The organism is Cupriavidus sp. D384, from assembly GCF_001652915.1.
Lineage (GTDB): Bacteria > Pseudomonadota > Gammaproteobacteria > Burkholderiales > Burkholderiaceae > Cupriavidus.
This window is the reverse complement of record NZ_BBQI01000096.1, coordinates 39249-55547: the sequence shown is the minus strand read 5'-3', so window position 1 is coordinate 55547 and position 16299 is coordinate 39249. Positions and strand designations below refer to the sequence as shown.

The 16299-nt window shown below is 66.3% G+C and carries 17 protein-coding genes; 9 read left to right on the top strand and 8 right to left on the bottom strand.

The features are described from left to right. The first annotated feature begins 62 nt into the window (after window positions 1-62). Window positions 63-923 (top strand): cytochrome c oxidase subunit 3, encoded by an 861-nt coding sequence (locus A9J21_RS23780; protein WP_066739766.1) that lies wholly within the window; start codon window positions 63-65, stop codon window positions 921-923. Between the two features lie 118 nt (window positions 924-1041). Here A9J21_RS23780 and A9J21_RS23775 read toward each other — a convergent pair whose 3' ends face one another. Beyond that, the gene (locus A9J21_RS23775; protein WP_066739763.1) at window positions 1042-1251 is read right to left on the bottom strand and encodes a twin transmembrane helix small protein; all 210 of its coding nucleotides are present in this window, start codon (window positions 1249-1251) and stop codon (window positions 1042-1044) included. A 57-nt stretch (window positions 1252-1308) separates the two neighbouring features. Between A9J21_RS23775 and A9J21_RS23770 the strand changes: the two genes are divergently transcribed. The 5 genes from A9J21_RS23770 to A9J21_RS23750 all read left to right on the top strand — a co-directional run bounded on the left by A9J21_RS23770 (window position 1309) and on the right by A9J21_RS23750 (window position 5574). Beyond that, a complete protein-coding gene (locus A9J21_RS23770) occupies window positions 1309-2070 on the top strand; it encodes an SURF1 family protein (protein WP_066739761.1) in 762 nt (253 codons plus the stop codon). A gap of 47 nt (window positions 2071-2117) precedes the next feature. After that, window positions 2118-2753, top strand: a complete 636-nt coding sequence (locus A9J21_RS23765) for a cytochrome C oxidase subunit I (protein WP_231907021.1) — start codon at window positions 2118-2120, stop codon at window positions 2751-2753. A 72-nt stretch (window positions 2754-2825) separates the two neighbouring features. After that, entirely contained in the window at window positions 2826-3929 is a 1104-nt protein-coding gene (locus tag A9J21_RS23760; protein ID WP_066739757.1) for a heme A synthase, read from the top strand. Window positions 3930-3937: 8 nt separating this feature from the next. Then, the gene (cyoE, locus tag A9J21_RS23755) at window positions 3938-4864 is read left to right on the top strand and encodes a heme o synthase (RefSeq protein WP_082926582.1); all 927 of its coding nucleotides are present in this window, start codon (window positions 3938-3940) and stop codon (window positions 4862-4864) included. A gap of 95 nt (window positions 4865-4959) precedes the next feature. Then, a complete protein-coding gene (locus A9J21_RS23750; protein WP_066739752.1) occupies window positions 4960-5574 on the top strand; it encodes an SCO family protein in 615 nt (204 codons plus the stop codon). A gap of 105 nt (window positions 5575-5679) precedes the next feature. Here the strand turns inward: A9J21_RS23750 and rpoH are convergent, their stop codons facing one another. Further along, window positions 5680-6615 (bottom strand): RNA polymerase sigma factor RpoH, encoded by a 936-nt coding sequence (rpoH, locus tag A9J21_RS23745; protein ID WP_066739749.1) that lies wholly within the window; start codon window positions 6613-6615, stop codon window positions 5680-5682. 355 nt (window positions 6616-6970) lie between these two features. Here rpoH and A9J21_RS23740 point away from each other — a divergent pair, with 355 nt between their 5' ends. Further along, a complete protein-coding gene (locus A9J21_RS23740) occupies window positions 6971-7843 on the top strand; it encodes a pirin family protein (protein WP_066739745.1) in 873 nt (290 codons plus the stop codon). A gap of 50 nt (window positions 7844-7893) precedes the next feature. Here A9J21_RS23740 and ybiB read toward each other — a convergent pair whose 3' ends face one another. The 5 genes from ybiB to A9J21_RS23715 form a co-directional block, all read right to left on the bottom strand. Beyond that, a complete protein-coding gene (gene ybiB, locus A9J21_RS23735; protein ID WP_066739906.1) occupies window positions 7894-8883 on the bottom strand; it encodes a DNA-binding protein YbiB in 990 nt (329 codons plus the stop codon). 73 nt (window positions 8884-8956) lie between these two features. After that, window positions 8957-9760, bottom strand: a complete 804-nt coding sequence (locus A9J21_RS23730; RefSeq protein ID WP_066739743.1) for an ABC transporter ATP-binding protein — start codon at window positions 9758-9760, stop codon at window positions 8957-8959. Window positions 9761-9774: 14 nt separating this feature from the next. Beyond that, the gene (gene ntrB / locus A9J21_RS23725) at window positions 9775-10644 is read right to left on the bottom strand and encodes a nitrate ABC transporter permease (protein WP_066739740.1); all 870 of its coding nucleotides are present in this window, start codon (window positions 10642-10644) and stop codon (window positions 9775-9777) included. A 102-nt stretch (window positions 10645-10746) separates the two neighbouring features. Further along, on the bottom strand, window positions 10747-12057 hold the full coding sequence (locus A9J21_RS23720; RefSeq protein ID WP_066739733.1) for a CmpA/NrtA family ABC transporter substrate-binding protein: 1311 nt from the start codon (window positions 12055-12057) through the stop codon (window positions 10747-10749). Between the two features lie 464 nt (window positions 12058-12521). Continuing rightward, window positions 12522-13157: an ANTAR domain-containing response regulator gene (locus tag A9J21_RS23715; protein ID WP_066739731.1), complete on the bottom strand. Its 636-nt coding sequence runs from the start codon at window positions 13155-13157 to the stop codon at window positions 12522-12524. 175 nt (window positions 13158-13332) lie between these two features. Here A9J21_RS23715 and A9J21_RS23710 point away from each other — a divergent pair, with 175 nt between their 5' ends. Together A9J21_RS23710 and maiA are read left to right on the top strand one after the other, a co-directional pair. Continuing rightward, window positions 13333-14034 (top strand): fumarylacetoacetate hydrolase family protein, encoded by a 702-nt coding sequence (locus A9J21_RS23710; RefSeq protein WP_066739728.1) that lies wholly within the window; start codon window positions 13333-13335, stop codon window positions 14032-14034. 4 nt (window positions 14035-14038) lie between these two features. Next, window positions 14039-14686 carry a maleylacetoacetate isomerase gene (maiA, locus tag A9J21_RS23705; RefSeq protein WP_066739725.1) on the top strand — a complete coding sequence of 216 codons (648 nt, stop codon included), beginning with the start codon at window positions 14039-14041 and terminating at the stop codon, window positions 14684-14686. A gap of 270 nt (window positions 14687-14956) precedes the next feature. Here maiA and ftsY read toward each other — a convergent pair whose 3' ends face one another. Further along, window positions 14957-16288 carry a signal recognition particle-docking protein FtsY gene (gene ftsY / locus A9J21_RS23700; protein WP_404851413.1) on the bottom strand — a complete coding sequence of 444 codons (1332 nt, stop codon included), beginning with the start codon at window positions 16286-16288 and terminating at the stop codon, window positions 14957-14959. Window positions 16289-16299: the final 11 nt, after the last annotated feature.

Genomic DNA, 16299 nt, shown 5'->3' with positions numbered 1-16299 from the left:
CCAGATGTCGGGGCCGGACGGGCGGATAACATGAATCGAGACTTTGAGCTGGAGATAGAAGAATGAGTGCGAATCGCGCAAACGCCCCGTACTACTTCGTGCCGGGCCCGTCGCGCCATCCGATCACGGCGGCGTTCGGCCTGCTGATGACCGGCGCGGGAGCCGCCGGTTGGGTCAACGGGCAGCCGTGGGCGCCGTACCTGTGCGGCTTCGGCCTGGTGTGGTTCCTGTTCGTGCTCAAGAGCTGGTTCGGCGATGCCATCGGCGAATCCGAGGGCGGGTTGTACGGCAAGAACATCGACACGTCGTTCCGCTGGTCGATGGGCTGGTTCATCTTCTCGGAGGTGATGTTCTTCGCGGCATTCTTTGGCGCGCTGTTCTACGCACGCACCATCGCCATGCCGTGGCTGGGCGACCTGAACAACAAGATCATCTGGCCGGACTTCTCGGCCGTGTGGCCGAACACGGGCCCGGCGGGCACCGTGGAGAGCTTCCAGACCATGGGTCCGTGGCCGATCCCCACGATCAACACGGCGCTGCTGCTGACTTCGGGCGTGACGCTGACCTGGGCGCACCACGCGCTGCTGGCCGGCAAGCGCAACCAGCTGATCCAGGGCCTGGTGCTGACCATCCTGCTGGGCGCGATCTTCATGTGCCTGCAGGTCTACGAATACATGCACGCGTACCATGAGCTGAACCTGAAGCTCACGTCGGGTGTCTATGGTTCGACGTTCTTCCTGCTGACGGGCTTCCACGGCTTCCACGTGACGATGGGCGCGATCATGCTGGCGGTGGTGCTGGGCCGCGTGCTCAAGGGCCACTTCACCCCGGACCATCACTTCGCGTTCGAAGGCGCCGCCTGGTACTGGCACTTCGTGGACGTGGTCTGGCTGGGCCTGTACGTGGTCGTGTACTGGTTGTAGGAACGGGTGGTTGCTCCCCTATGCCGCGCGGCGGGATAGGGGAGCAACGCCAGCCACAAACGAAAAGCGCCGCGTGACGTCAGTCTCAGCGGCGCTTTTCGTTTGGTATCCCCGCGGCTCAGGGCGACATGTGGATGCCGGTGCTCTGGATCCAGCCCATCCAGTGCGAGAACAGGATGAACAGGAACAGGGCGATCGAGAAGCCGACGCGCAGCATCAGCGAGCGCATCATGTTGGGCGTGCGGCCACGGTCGCGCATCATGAAGAACAGCGCGGAAGACAGGCTGCCAATGATCAGGATGAAGGCGACGATGATGACAAAGCGCATGTGGGGGCTCTTTTTGGCAAGCGCCCATTATGGCACCGCCGCCGCCGGAGGAAACCCGTGACGACCCGCAGGCGCTGGCGTGCGCCGGGCCCGGTGCCGATGATTGCCGCGCTGGTGGTGATCGCGGTGACCTGCGCGCTGGGCAACTGGCAACTGGGCCGCGCCCACGAGAAGACCGACCGCGCCGCGCGGCTGGCCGCGCTGGCGGCCCAGGCACCGGTGGATCTGTCAGCACGCCAGGCCGACGCTGCGGCACTGGTAGACCGCCACGTGCGTGCGCGCGGCCGTTTCGACGATGGCCGGACCCTGCTGCTGGACAACCGGCCGCACGGCAACGGTACCGACAGCCGTGCCGGCTTTCTGGTGCTGACGCCGCTGAAGCTGGCCGATGGCGGCCAGGTGCTGGTGCTGCGCGGCTGGCTGCCGCGCGACGCGCAGGACCGCACGCGCATCGCGCCATTCCCGACGCCGGCCGGCGAAGTCACCGTCGAGGGCACCGCGCTGGCCGCCGTGCCGCGCGTGTACAGCCTGGGCCAGGACCCTGCCGCGGAGGCCGGGCGCAAGATACGTCAGAATATCGACCTTGCCGCGTATGCGCGTGAGACCGGTGCGCCACTCCTGCCCGTGGTGCTGGAACAGTCGACCAACAATGGCGACGGCCTGGCGCGCGACTGGGCGCCCGCCGATTTCGGGGCCGACCGCCACTATGGCTACGCCGCGCAGTGGTTCGGCCTGGCCGCGCTGACCGTGGTGCTGGTGGCCGTGATGGGCTGGCGCCGCGCCCGGCGCGATGCCGGGCAGGCCACGGTAACCGAATGATCGACAGAGATCAGATTGATCGAACGATGAACGTACAGACATCCCCCATGCCGCAGCAAGACCCCTCGGCCACGCCCGACCCCCGCATCGACGCCCGCACGCGCCGTGGCCGTCTGCAAATGCTGATGCTGCTGCTGGTGTGCGCATCGCCGGTGCTGTTCTCGTATTTCACCTACTACGTGATCAAGCCGACGGGCGGCAGCACCAACTATGGCGCGCTGGTGGACCCGCAGCGCCCGATGCCGGCGGCGCAACTGGTGAACGAGCGCGGCGAGGCGGTGCCGCTGACGTCGATGCGCGGCAAGTGGCTGATGCTGATGACCGATCCTTCCGCCTGTGACGATGCCTGTGCGCGCAAGCTGTTCACGATGCGCCAGATTCGCGCGGGGCAGGGCGAGGACCGCGAGCGGATCGTGCCGGTCTGGCTGATCCAGGATGCCGGTAAAGTGGACGATCGGCTATCTACCGCCTACAACGAGCCGTATGCCGGCGTGCGCTTCCTGCGCATGGACCATGCGGCCATCGCGCAATGGCTGCCGGCCCAGGAAGGCAGCCGCGTCGAGGACATGATTTATCTGGTCGACCCGCTCGGCAACCTGATGATGCGCTGGCCGAAGGACCCCGACCCCAAGAAGGTGAGCAGCGACCTCAAGAAGCTGCTCAAGTATTCCCGCATCGGCTGACGCGCCTGACATACCTGATGCGCCAACCGATCTGACCTGATCGTTTTTTATTGAATTACCGGCTGTACCGAAATGCTGCTCCAGCTCGCCATCATTGGCATCCTGATCGCCCTGCTGCCACTGTCCTATGTGATGGTGCGCGGCAGCCGTGACAAATATCGCAAGCTTGTGTGGATCACGGCGTTCCTGACGCTGGACCTGATCATGTTCGGCAGCTTCACGCGGCTGACCGACTCCGGCCTGGGCTGCCCGGACTGGCCCGGTTGCTATGGACATTCGAACCCGCACGCGGCGATGGAGCCGATCCGCGCCGCCGAGACGGCGCTGCCAAGCGGCCCGGTAACGCTGGTCAAGGCCTGGATCGAGATGATCCATCGCTATTTCGCCATGGCAGTGGGCGTGCTGATCATCTCGCTGATGGTGCTGGCGTGGGTAAAGCGGCGCGAACTGAGGCAGTCGCCCTGGTTCGCCACGGCGGTGTTCGTGCTGGTCTGCGTGCAGGGTGCCTTCGGCATGCTCACGGTCACCATGAAGCTGCAGCCGATCATCGTGGTCACGCACCTGATGCTTGCCATGCTGCTGCTGGCGTCGCTGATCTGGCTGGGCTCGCGCAACGACCGCCCGCATGGCGTGGCACCACAGGCCGCATCGCTGCGCTGGGCGGGGTTGCTGGCGATCGTGCTGCTGGTGATCCAGATTTTCCTGGGCGGCTGGGTCAGTACCAACTACGCGGTGCTGGCCTGTACCGATTTCCCGCTCTGCAACGGCCAGCTGGTGCCCGAGATGGACTTCCGCCACGGCTTCACGCTGTGGCGCCAGCTGGGCATGACGGCCGATGGCGACTACATCCCGCACGCCGCGCTGGTGGCCATCCACTGGGTGCATCGCGGCTTTGCGTTCGTGGTGCTGGGCTACCTGCTGTGGTTCGGGCTGCGGGCGCGCAGGCTGGAAGGGCTGGCGCGCCACGGCAAGTGGCTGCTGGCCGTGCTGGCGCTGCAACTTGCCACCGGCATGTCCAACATCGTGTTCGACTGGCCGCTGGTGGCGGCGGTGGCACATAACGGCGGAGCAGCCCTGTTGCTGATGCTGTTGCTCCGTCTCAACTACAATATCGGCCTCGCGACCCGCTCCGCAGGCGCCGCCGCCCAATCCGCAATTGCGGCGCGCGCCACATGAAGGACAAGATGCCCCCCGTGGTTACCGCTACCCACCCCCACTCTTCCGTGGGCCGGATTCGTCACCTGGCCCGTCAATATGCCGCCCTGACCAAGCCGCGCGTGACGCAGCTGGCCGTGTTCTGCTCCGTCATCGGCATGTTCCTGGCTACGCCGGGCATGGTGCCCTGGTCAGTGCTGATCGGCGGCGCCGCCGGTATCTGGCTGCTGGCCGGCGCGGCCTTTGCCATCAACTGCCTGGTGGAACAGAAGATCGACGCGCTGATGCGCCGCACGGCCTGGCGCCCGTCGGCCACCGGCGAGATCACCACCACGCAGACGCTGATCTTCTCCGCCATCCTGGGCGGCGCCGGCATGTGGCTGCTGCACGTATTTGCCAACGACCTGACGATGTGGCTGACCTTCGCCACGTTCCTGGGCTACGCGGTGGTCTACACGATCCTGCTGAAGCCGGCCACGCCGCAGAACATCGTGATCGGCGGGCTGTCGGGCGCCATGCCGCCCGCGCTGGGCTGGGCCGCCGTGGCGGGTACCGTGCCGGCCGAGGCCTGGTTCCTGGTGCTGATCATCTTCACGTGGACGCCGCCGCACTTCTGGGCGCTGGCGCTGTATCGCCGTGCCGACTATGCCAAGTCGGGCCTGCCGATGCTGCCGATCACCCACGGCGAGCGCTATACGCTGCTGCATATCCTGCTGTACACGCTGGTGATGATCGCGGCCACGCTGCTGCCGTTCGTCTATGGCATGAGCGGTGTCATCTACCTGGCCGCCGCGCTGGGTCTGGGCCTGGTGTTCCTGGGCTACGCCTGGAAGCTGTTCCGCAACTACTCGGACCAGCTCGCGCAACGCACCTTCCGCTACTCGATCCTGTACCTGTCGCTGCTGTTTGCGGCACTGCTGGTGGATCACTACTTCAAGTTCGTGCCGCAGGTCTGATCGGTCTGCCTGCGGCATCTTGCCGCGCCCGGAGGTCACGGCCGGCATCATCGGCGATACTTCCGGGCGTATCTTGCTTCCCATCGCTTCGACGCATGCCGAATCTCGCACCTGGCTTTTTCGCCACATTCCGCCGCCTTTGCCTGCTCGCCCTTTGCACCGCGCTACTGGCCGCCTGCGGGCAGCCGAAGCCGTCGTTCAAGAATGTCGATATCTCGGGCGCCAGCGATTTCGGCAAGGACTTTGCCCTGCAGGACCCCACGGGCAAGATCCGCACGCTGGGCGACTTCAAGGGCAAGGTGGTGCTGATGTTCTTCGGCTACACGCATTGCCCGGACGTCTGCCCGACCACGATGGTCGAGCTCAAGCAGGTGATGGAGCAGCTGGGCCCCGATGCCGACAAGGTGCAGGTGCTGTTCGTGACGGTGGATCCGGATCGCGATACCGGTGCGCTGCTGGGTCAGTACGTGCCGGCGTTCGACGCACGCTTCCTGGGCCTGCGCCCGGCCGACGAGGCCGCGCTCAAGCAGGTGACCAAGGACTTCAAGGTGTACTACGCCAAGGTGCCGGGTTCGTCGCCGAACAACTACACGATGGATCACTCGGCCGGCAGCTATGTGTTCGACCAGAGCGGCCAGTTGCGGCTGTTTATCCGCCACGGCCAGGGCCCGGAGCCGATTGCCCACGACCTGAAGGCGCTGATGTCCTGACGGACGCCGGCGGGCGCCTGGCGGCGATGCCGGGCGTCTCTGGCAAACAAAAAGGCCGGTCAATCGACCGGCCTTTTGCATTTCGCGTTGCCGCGGGAACGTGGATCAGGCAAATGCCGCCAGCGCACCCTTCATCTTCTTCATCGCGGCCGCCTCGATCTGGCGGATACGCTCGGCCGACACGCCGAATTCGTCGGCCAGCTCATGCAGCGTGGAGCCGCCAGAGCCGTCGTCGTTGACGTCCAGCCAGCGCGCTTCGATGATGCGGCGGCTGCGCGGGTCGAGCTTGCCCAGTGCTTCTTCCAGGCCTTCCACCTGCAGGCGGTCGTTGTGCTTGGCCTCGATGACCTTGGTCGGCTCGTTGTGGTTGTCCGCAAGGTACGCGATGGGGGCGAATTCTTCCTCGCCATCGTCAACCTGGCCTTCCAGCGCCAGATCGCCACCCGACATGCGGGTTTCCATTTCCATCACTTCCTCGGGCTTCACGTTCAGCTCGCGCGCAACGGCCTCGATCTGCTCGGGCGTGAAGGTATGCGCACCCTGCTTGTGGCTGCGCAGGTTGAAGAACAGCTTGCGCTGGGCCTTGGTGGTGGCCACCTTGACCATGCGCCAGTTCTTCAGCACGTATTCGTGAATCTCGGCCTTGATCCAGTGCATTGCATACGACACCAGTCGCACGCCCTGCTCGGGGTCGAAGCGCTTCACGGCCTTCATCAGGCCGATATTGCCTTCCTGGATCAGGTCGGCGTGCGGCAGGCCGTAGCCCAGGTACTGGCGGGCAATCGACACGACCAGGCGCAGGTGCGACATCACCATGCGGCGGGCGGCATCGACGGATTCGTTGTCGCGCAGGTCGCGGGCCAGGCTCAGCTCTTCCTCGGGCGTGAGCATCGGAATGCGATGGACCGCCTGGATATAGCTTTCCAGATTGCCCAGGGTGCCCGGAAACGTCAGCGCAAGGCTGTTCGCGGCAGCACTCTGGGGCGCCGTCGGCAGACGGCGAGAAACTTGGGTTTGATCGGCAGACAGGACTGCGTTCACTATGACTCCTTTCGCATCCGGCGGTGGGTTGCCGGTGTGTCCCGGAAGGACACCGCATTGCAACGCATATTAGCACTCGAACCGGACGAGTGCTAAGTTAGAGGGTCTATGGGGTTGATAGTTCCGTCACATCGCCTTCGGTCATCCGATAGCTTGAGGCGGCGGGCGTGTCCGGCCCGGTCCCAGTATCCACAAGGCCTGGCGGGCAGCTTTCTCTCCCGACAGGAATATTAGAGAAGGCGCTGGTCAATCGGTTTCAGACGAATTCACTGCAATTTCGGGATGGTGAATTGCGGGATTCGCTACACTGAAGTTGTTTTCCAGCCGCATTGCACCATTCCTTGGAGAGGTTTCCATGTCTGCTATCGAACACTTGCTGAAGCCGCATGTGCGGGATATCGGCGAGTTCACCGTACGCCGCCTGCTGCCCGCCGCCACGACCCAGACCGTGGGGCCGTTTATTTTCTTCGATCATATGGGCCCGGTAGAGATGACGCCGGGGCAGGGCATGGATGTGCGCCCACATCCACATATCGGCCTGGCTACCGTAACGTACCTCTTCGAGGGCGAGATCACGCATCGGGACAGCCTGGGCAGCGAGCAGGTGATCCGGCCGGGTGACGTCAACTGGATGACGGCCGGCACGGGCATCGTCCATTCGGAACGCTCGCCGGACGCCGCGCGCGAGGCGGGCCCCCGCCTGCACGGCATCCAGACCTGGGTGGCGCTGCCGCTGGCCCATGAGAACGATCCGCCATCGTTCCACCATCATCCGGGCGCCACGCTGCCCAAGCTGGAACTGCCCGGGGTGCGGATGACGGTGATTGCCGGCGATGCGTTCGGTGCCGAATCGCCGGTGCGCGTGTACAGCCGCACGCTCTACGTGGCGATCGAGATGGATGCGGGCGCCAGCCTGGTGATCCCGGCGGAACACGTCCAGCGCGGCGTCTATCCCGTGGACGGCAACCTGGAAATGGATGGCGAGACGCTGCCGGCCGAGCACCTGGTGGTGCTGACGTCGGGCGAGCCGGTGACGATCACCGCCACCATGCCGTCGCGCGTGATGCTGCTGGGCGGCGACCCGACCGACGGCCGCCGCTTCATCTTCTGGAACTTCGTGGCCAGCAGCAAGGAAGCCATCGAGGAAGCCAGCCAGCGCTGGCAGGACGACAAGTTCCCGCACGTGCCCGGCGAAACCGAGCGCATCCCGCTGCCGGTACGGCGCTAGGCAGCCCGGAGGCTGCCGACGCATGCCGGCCGCCCCACACCGGCAGCCGGTCAGACCGGGCTGGCCCAGGCCACCCGCGTGGCCTGCTGCAGGCAATCCTTGATCGTGGCAACCTGGGTGGCGATGGGCGCGGGCACCGGCTCCGCGCCATCGAGCACCTTGCGGATCCAGGCCGCCGTGTCGGCCACGTCGGTACCAGCCGGCAGCGCCGGCACTTCGCCGATGGACCCGCCCACCGGGTCTACCATCGTGCGCTGATGGCCGTCGTGCAGCCAGTCGATGCGCGTGCTGCGGCGGGCATCGGCCACGACCTCGCCCTCGGTGCCCCGGCCCAGCAGCACGTTGGCCGGTTCATGCGAGAAGTAGTCGGTCAGCGTTTCGCGGTATTCGGGGTGGGTGTAGCTGTACAGGCGCAAGGCCTCGGCCGGCGTGTGCGCGCCCACCGGCTGCAGCATCTTCACGATCGTGTGCGACGAATTGCGCAGGCCGATGATGGCGCGCTTGTCGAGCAGCGCGGACAGCGCGGGCGACAGCACGTCGATGGGCAGCACGGCCAGCGGGTTCGAAGCCGCGCGCAGCTGGTCCTGGGCCGCCTGGGTGGTGGCGCACAGCGGCACACCCAGGGCATCGAACAGGGCCAGGCTGGTGACGCGGCCCTGGAATGCGCGCACGCCATGCACCAGCGCCGGCACGCCATCGCGCGCCAGCAGCATCGCCAGCAACGGCACCAGGTTGGGCTGCTTGCGCGCGCCGTTGTAGCTGGGGATGACCACCACGGGCCGGTCGGGCGGCGCGGCCAGCGGCTGGCAATGCTGGTGCGCGGCCTCCAGCATGCCCGCCAGTTCGTGCGGGGCCTCGCCCTTGATGCGGTACGCCATCAGCACGGCGCCCAATTCGATATCGGAAACGCGGCCCGCCAGCATGGCGTCGAACAGCGCCTGGGCGTCTTCACGCGGCAGCGCGCGGGCGCCGTTGACGCCGCGGCCGATTTCCTTGATGTACTTTGCCGCCGAAAATGGCGAATCTGTTGCAGTGGTCATGATGACTGCCGGAATCGTGGGGTTGGGGTTCATGATAGCCCACGATTCCGTCGGCGAAACGTCCCGCGGAGGGTCAGGCTGCTTCCTGCAGTGCGGGGTTACGCTGCTTGCGATACAGGAAGTCCAGCACGGCCGTGCGGCAGGCGTGGTAGGTCCTGTCGTCGGCCAGCGCCACGCGGTCGCGCGGACGCGGGATATCGACGTTCAGGATCTCGCCGATGGTGGCTGCGGGGCCGTTGGTCATCATGACGATGCGATCGGCCAGCAGCACGGCCTCGTCCACGTCGTGCGTGACCATGACCACGGTGCTCTTCGTGCGCGCCACGATCTTGATCAGCTCGTCCTGCAGATGGGCACGGGTCAGCGCATCCAGCGCACCGAACGGCTCGTCCATCAGCAGCACCTTGGGCTGCATCGCCAGCGCCCGGGCAATGCCCACGCGCTGCTTCATGCCACCCGAGATCTCGTGCGGATATCTGGCTTCCGCGTGGGTCAGGCCCACCAGCGCCAGGGTGTCGTGCGTGCGGGCCTTCAGCTGCGCCTTGGTCTCCGTGGCGCCGAACACGCGCTCCACGCCCAGGTGGACGTTCTCGAAGCAGGTCAGCCACGGCAGCAGCGAATGGTTCTGGAAGACCACCGCGCGCTCGGGCCCCGGCCCGGCGATCTCGCGCCCGGCGCAGATCAGCGCGCCGGCGGTGGGCGTGGTCAGGCCGGCGATCAGGTTCAGCAGCGTGGACTTGCCGCAGCCCGAATGCCCGATCAGCGTGATGAACTCGCCTTCGGCAATCGACAGGTTGATGTCGCGCAGCGCCACGAACGGGCCCTTGCGCGTCTTGAACGTCTGGCCGACGTTTTCGATGCTGACGAATTTTTCCATGACAGGGGCTCCGTTCAGGCGTTGCCGTAGCTGAAGCGGCGCGCCAGGGCCAGCAGCAGGTGCTCCAGCACCAGGCCCACCACGCCGATGATGAAGATGGCGATGACGATGTGTTCGACCTTGAGGTTGTTCCACTCGTCCCACAGCCAGAAGCCGATGCCGGTGCCGCCGGTCAGCATCTCGGCGGCCACGATCACCAGCCACGCGGTGCCGATCGACAGCCGCACGCCGGTGAGCATGTACGGCAGCACGGCCGGGAACAGTACGCTGCGGAAGATCTTCCATTCGGACAGATCGAGCACGCGCGCCACGTTCAGGTAGTCCTGGGGCACGCGCGTCACGCCCACGGCCGTGTTGATGACCATCGGCCAGATCGAGCAGATGAAGATGGCCCAGATCGCGGCCGGGTTGGCGGCCTTGAACAGCAGCAGGCCGATGGGCAGCCACGCCAGCGGCGACACCGGCCGCAGCAGGCTGATCACCGGCGCGGCCATCGCGTTCAGGAACGCGAAGCGCCCCAGCAGGAAGCCGGCCGGGATACCGATCACGGCGGCCAGGCCAAAGCCGGCCGCCACGCGCGCCAGCGACGCCAGCACGTTCCATCCGATGCCCTGGTCGTTCGGGCCGTTGCGGTAGAACGGATCGGCAAACAGCGGCACGGCGGCATTCCACGTGGCCCCGGGCGTGGGCAGCGCCGGGATCAGCGTGGCGACGCCGTGCCAGACCAGCAGGAACAGCACGAAACCGGCCAGCGGCGGCACGCACTTGAGCACGAGACCGGTAACGGCGTCGCGCCGCGCGGCCTGCCTGGCCTGGACGGCAAGCTCCTGGGCGCGGCGGCGCGTCTGTTCCTTGGCTTCCGTATCGAGGACATCGGCATCCATGGCGGCTCCATGCGGAGAAGGGGGGGTAACGGCAGGGGCGATGGCATTCACGGCAGGCTCCTTTCCAAGAGGGCGATCAGGTCGCGAACAACGCGTGTGGGATCAGAGGGCGCCTGCCCTGATCTTGAAGCCGTCGGCGTAGGCCTTCGGGTCCTTGGTGGCGTCCCAGGTCACGCCGTCGATCAGCTTCGCGGTGCGGAAATCGCTCTTGGGCAGCGGCACCTGCGCGGCGGCGGCGGCCTGCTTGAACACGTCGATGCGGTTCACCTGCTTTGCCACGGCCAGGTAGTCGGGGTGATCCTTCAGCAGGCCCCAGCGCTTGTGCTGCGTCAGGAACCACATGCCGTCGGACAGGAACGGGTAGTTGGCAAGGCCGTCCTGGTAGAACTTCATCGAATCGGGGTCGTCCCAGGTCTTGCCCAGGCCATTGCTGTAGCGGCCCAGCATGCGGTCCAGGATGATGTCCATGTCGGTGTTGACGTAGGACTTGGCCGCAATGGTCTCGGCGGTCTTGCGACGGTTCGAGGCCGACGCGTCGATGAACTTCGACGCTTCCAGGATCGCCGCCACCATCGCCCGGGCCGTGTTCGGATTTTTCTGGACGAAATCCGATGTGGTGCCGAGCACCTTCTCGGGGTGGTCCTTCCAGATGGCCTGCGTGGTTTCGGCCGTGAAGCCGATCTTGTCGGCGATGGCGCGCGCGCCCCAGGGTTCGCCCACGCAGAAGCCATCCATGTTGCCCACGCGCATGTTCGCCACCATCTGCGGCGGCGGCACGGTGATGGCCTTGGCGTCCTGCATCGGATTGATGCCGTTGGCGGCCAGCCAGTAGTAGAGCCACATGGCGTGCGTGCCCGTGGGGAAGGTCTGCGCGAACACGTACTCGCGCTTCTCGCGGGTCATCAGCGCCTTCAGGGTGGCGCCATCCTTGACGCCCTTTTCCGCCAGCTTCTGCGACAGCGTGATGGCCTGGCCGTTGTGGTTCAGGTTCATCAGCACTGCCATGTCCTTCTTCGGGCCGCCGATGCCGAGCTGCACGCCATAGATCAGGCCGTAGAGCACATGCGCGGCGTCCAGTTCGCCATTGACGAGCTTGTCGCGCACGGCCGCCCACGATGCTTCCTTGCTCGGGGTGATCTTGATGCCGTATTTCTTGTCGAGGCCCAGTGTCGACGCCATGACCACCGATGCGCAGTCGGTCAGCGGGATGAAGCCGATCTTGACCTCGGTCTTCTCGGGCGCGTCGGAGCCGGCTGCCCAGGCACCGCTGCGCACCAGCGGGTCGACCAGCGTCATCACGCTGGCGCCGGCAATGGTAGCCAGGGCACGGCGGCGGCCGTGGCTGGCGGGCGCATGGTCGGCGGCGGCATTGTCGGCGACGTTGGGCTTGGCAATCTTGAGGCGAGAGGGCATTGCGATGGCTCCGAGAAGAAAAAAGGCGTCCTGACCGCAGCCCCAGGATTCGCCAGAAGCCGGGAGGTGCGGTGCAGGACGCCGTTGTCCGCTGCCGCGCGTGCCGCCTTTGGCACGCGTGCAAACATGTTGTGGTGATGCCGGGTACTGCCAGGGTGATGCCGGCCGTCGTTGGCCTTGCCAGCGATTACGCAAGCGCCATGCCATGCACATTGCGGTGCACAAATCCGTGCGGCTGGCGGCGCTTTTCACCAGCCAGAGGCGCCAGGCATGCGGACGGTGCACGCAACGGCCCGCGGGCTGCCGTCTGGGAACGGGGCGACCGTTCGAAATCGTGCGGGAAGGGGGGCGAGCCGGCGGGAGTGGTGCAGCGCCAGGCCCCTGCATGCACCGGGCTGGCGAGGGAGACGGTGCGGAGGACGGGTGCGGAAGGGAGATTGCAGACCGAACGGCGCGGGTGGGCGTCAGCCCATCACGTCGATCACGCGCTGGGCGGCTTCCACGAGCTTGATGCCGCGTTCCATCGCCATCGAGCGCAGCCGCTTGTAGGCCTCGTCCTCGGTGATGCCGCGCGACTCCATCAGCAGGCCCTTGGCGCGTTCCACGGTCTTGCGTTCGGCCAGCTTGAGCCTGGTGGCGTCCAGTTCCGCGCGCAGTTGCTGGTCGAGTTCGAACCGGGCATAGGCCACGTCCAGCACGGTCTTGACGCGTTCGGCGCGCAATCCGTCGACGATATAGGCGGTAATGCCGGCCGACAGCGCGGCCTTGATGCGCTGGGAATCGTCGTTGTCGGTGAAGAGGACGATCGGGCGCGGCGCGTGCTGGGTGGAGACGCAGACATGCTCGATGGTGTCGCGGGCGGCCGATTCGGACGCGATGATGACCAGGTCGGGCAGCGTGGCCGCGATCACCTCGGGCAGCCGCAAGTCGGCATCCACGGTCTGCACCGCCGTGAAGCCGGCCTGCGCCAATCCGGCGCGGATGGTCTCCACGTTGAGCGGATCGGCGTCATGCGGATCCCGCACCAGCAGGATGCTCAGGGTGCGGGAGCCTGCGGCCGGCGTGGGACTGGCAGGTGGAGGCGAAGTGCGGCGGTTCATGGCGGTCGCTTGGTTGCAGTGCAATATGCAAGATTCGCGCCGGGTTTGCTTTCACTGTATGCCACCGTACGCCGGGTGTATGCTTTGCCCCTGCCGCGCCCCCGATTTTCGATCGGGGCACGCCGAATGCACCGGCGCGGCATTCCATCAAAAAAGAGAAAGCAGGAGAGTTTGGATGACCGAGTTCGTATTTGCCCCCCAGGCCCCCGTGGGGGTCCCGGTCCGTGGCAGCAGCGCAAGCTTCCCCGTGCGCCGGGTGTATTGCGTGGGCCGCAATTATGCCGCGCATGCGCGTGAAATGGGCTCGGATCCCGACCGCGAACCGCCGTTCTTCTTCTGCAAGCCGTCCGACGCGGTCAGCTACGTGGCCGATAACACCGAAGGCACGTTCCCGTACCCGCCGGGCACCGGCAACTGCCACTACGAGGTGGAACTGGTCGTGGCCATCGGCAAGGGTGGCAAGGACATCCCCGTGGACCAGGCTGCCAGCCACGTCTACGGCTACGCCATCGGCCTGGACATGACGCGCCGCGACCTGCAGAACGAGTCGAAGAAGACCGGCCGCCCCTGGGAAACGGGCAAGGCGTTCGACAAGTCGGCGCCGATCGGCCCGATCGTGCCGGTGTCCGCCATCGGCCACCCCGAAAAGGGCGCCGTGACGCTGGCCGTGAACGGCGTGGAGAAGCAGCGCGGCGACCTGTCGGACCTGATCTGGTCGGTACCGGAGATGGTGTCGTACCTGTCGAAGCTGTTCGACCTGCAGCCGGGCGACCTGATCTACAGCGGCACGCCCGAAGGCGTGGGCCCGGTGGTCAAGGGCGACATCATGCAGTGCCACGTGGCCGGTGTGGGCGACCTGACCGTCAAGGTGGTCTGACGCCATGCTCGCGCTCCACAGCTACTTCCGCAGCTCGGCCTCGTTTCGCGTACGCATCGCCCTGAACCTGAAGGGCCTGCCGTACGACTACAAGGGCGTGCATCTGCTCAAGGAAGGCGGCATGCAGCTGAAGCCCGAGTACCGCGCTCTGAATGCCGACGGCGTGGTGCCCACGCTGGTAGTCGACGGCCGTCCGCTGATCCAGTCGATGGCGATCATCGAATACCTCGACGAGACCCATCCCGAGCCGGCGCTGCTGCCGAAAGACCCGTTCGACCGCGCCGTGGTGCGTGGCCTGGCCCAGGAAATCGCCTGCGAGATCCATCCGCTGAACAACCTGCGCGTGCTCAAGTACCTGAAGCACGAGCTGAAGGTGTCGGAGGAAGCCAAGGACGCCTGGTACCGGCACTGGATCGAACAGGGCTTCGCGTCGCTGGAGGTGAACCTGCAGCAACTGGGCCGTGTGGGCCGCTACGCGTTTGGCGATACGCCGACGCTGGTGGACCTGTGCCTGGTGCCGCAGGTCTTCAACTCGCAGCGCTTCAACGTGGACCTGACCCCGTTCCCGACCAGCGCGAAGATCCACGCCAACTGCATGGAACTGGAAGCGTTCCAGAAGGCGGCACCGGGAGCGCAGCCGGATAGCGAATAGGCGTTTGGCCAGTTTGGATTAATCTGGCGATATCCATTCTGGGATTCCAGCACGAATGGAAATTGGCTTTGGCAACCGCGCATTCGGGACCGCTGGTAGCGCTCTGGATCTCACTACTTGTCTGCGGCCTCCAGCACCATGAAGTCGTTCGTGAGGACGGAGAGTAGCGTATCGCGGCAAGTCCACTGTTAGGACAAGGCGTCATCTGCAAAGGCAAAGCCCCGCGTCAGCGGGGCTTTGCCTTTGTAGGGCCGGAACGCCGGCTGGGTATCACCCCAGCAGCGCCTCCGCAAATTCCTCGGCCTTGAACGGCTGCAGGTCTTCCACCTTCTCGCCCACGCCGATGAAGTACACCGGCACCGGGCGCTGGCGGGCGATGGCGGCCAGGATGCCGCCCTTGGCCGTGCCGTCGAGCTTGGTCACGATCAGGCCGGTCAGGCCCAGCGCGTCGTCGAAGGCGCGCGTTTGTGCCAGGGCGTTCTGGCCGGTGTTGGCGTCGATCACCAGCAGGCACTCGTGCGGGGCCGTGGGCATGGCCTTGCCGATCACGCGCTTGACCTTCTTGAGTTCTTCCATCAGGTGCAGCTGCGTGGGCAGGCGGCCGGCGGTGTCGGCCATCACGATGTCGATCTTGCGGGCGCGCGCGGCGTTCACGGCGTCGAAGATCACGGCGGCCGGGTCGCCGCTTTCCTGGGCCACCACGGTCACGTTGTTGCGTTCGCCCCAGATGGTCAGCTGTTCGCGCGCGGCGGCACGGAACGTGTCGCCAGCGGCCAGCAGCACCGACTGGTGGTAGCTCTGGAAGTGCTTGCAGAGCTTGCCGATGCTGGTGGTCTTGCCCGCGCCGTTCACGCCGGCGATCATCATCACCAGCGGCTGCTCGCGGCCCAGTTCCATGGTCTTTTCCAGCGGCTTGAGCAGCTGGACCAGCAGGTCTTTCAGCGCGGCCTTGACGCCGTCGGCCGTCTCGATCCGGTCGCTCTTCACGCGGCGGCGCAGTTCGCCGAGCAGGTACTCGGTGGCCTCGACGCCTGCATCCGACATCAGCAGCGCGGTTTCCAGTTCTTCGAACAGGGCCTCGTCGACCTTCACGCCGACAAACAGTACACCGATATTGCGGCTGGTCTTGGACAGCCCGGCCTTCAGGCGCGACATCCAGCCGCGCTTGGCCTCGGCCGTCTGCACGGGCGGCGGCACCAGTTCCATTTCCTCGACCACAGGCGGCTCGTAGGCGACCGGGGCGGGCGGGGGCGGCGGCACCTGTGCCGGCACGGGCACGGGGACAGGAACCGGAACCGGCGCAGGGGCGGGGGCAGGAACCGGCGCCGGCGCGGGGGCGGGCATCGGCACAGGGACCGGCACGGGCACCGGCACCGGCACCGGCACCGGGACGGGAACTGGCACCGGCACGGAGGCCGGAGCAGGTGTCGGGGCGGGAAGCGGTGCGGGCGCGGGGACAGGCGCTACGGCCGGCGTGGGGACCAGCGCCGCGACAGGCGCAGGGGCCGGTGCCGGCGAGGGAGCGGGCGAAGGCGCAGCGGCCGGCGGCTCGACGGGCGCGGGAGCCGGCTCGGCCTTGCGCTTCTTCCAGAAACTAAACATTGGGAAAGGGG

Coding starts and splice junctions, on each gene's coding strand:
- A9J21_RS23780 (WP_066739766.1), top strand. CDS start 63: ATGAGTGCGAATCGCGCAAACGCCCCGTACTACTTCGTGCCGGGCCCG.
- A9J21_RS23775 (WP_066739763.1), bottom strand. CDS start 1,251: ATGCGCTTTGTCATCATCGTCGCCTTCATCCTGATCATTGGCAGCCTG.
- A9J21_RS23765 (WP_231907021.1), top strand. CDS start 2,118: ATGCCGCAGCAAGACCCCTCGGCCACGCCCGACCCCCGCATCGACGCC.
- A9J21_RS23760 (WP_066739757.1), top strand. CDS start 2,826: ATGCTGCTCCAGCTCGCCATCATTGGCATCCTGATCGCCCTGCTGCCA.
- cyoE (WP_082926582.1), top strand. CDS start 3,938: ATGCCCCCCGTGGTTACCGCTACCCACCCCCACTCTTCCGTGGGCCGG.
- A9J21_RS23750 (WP_066739752.1), top strand. CDS start 4,960: ATGCCGAATCTCGCACCTGGCTTTTTCGCCACATTCCGCCGCCTTTGC.
- A9J21_RS23740 (WP_066739745.1), top strand. CDS start 6,971: ATGTCTGCTATCGAACACTTGCTGAAGCCGCATGTGCGGGATATCGGC.
- ybiB (WP_066739906.1), bottom strand. CDS start 8,883: ATGACCACTGCAACAGATTCGCCATTTTCGGCGGCAAAGTACATCAAG.
- A9J21_RS23730 (WP_066739743.1), bottom strand. CDS start 9,760: ATGGAAAAATTCGTCAGCATCGAAAACGTCGGCCAGACGTTCAAGACG.
- ntrB (WP_066739740.1), bottom strand. CDS start 10,644: ATGGATGCCGATGTCCTCGATACGGAAGCCAAGGAACAGACGCGCCGC.
- A9J21_RS23720 (WP_066739733.1), bottom strand. CDS start 12,057: ATGCCCTCTCGCCTCAAGATTGCCAAGCCCAACGTCGCCGACAATGCC.
- A9J21_RS23715 (WP_066739731.1), bottom strand. CDS start 13,157: ATGAACCGCCGCACTTCGCCTCCACCTGCCAGTCCCACGCCGGCCGCA.
- A9J21_RS23710 (WP_066739728.1), top strand. CDS start 13,333: ATGACCGAGTTCGTATTTGCCCCCCAGGCCCCCGTGGGGGTCCCGGTC.
- maiA (WP_066739725.1), top strand. CDS start 14,039: ATGCTCGCGCTCCACAGCTACTTCCGCAGCTCGGCCTCGTTTCGCGTA.
- ftsY (WP_404851413.1), bottom strand. CDS start 16,288: ATGTTTAGTTTCTGGAAGAAGCGCAAGGCCGAGCCGGCTCCCGCGCCC.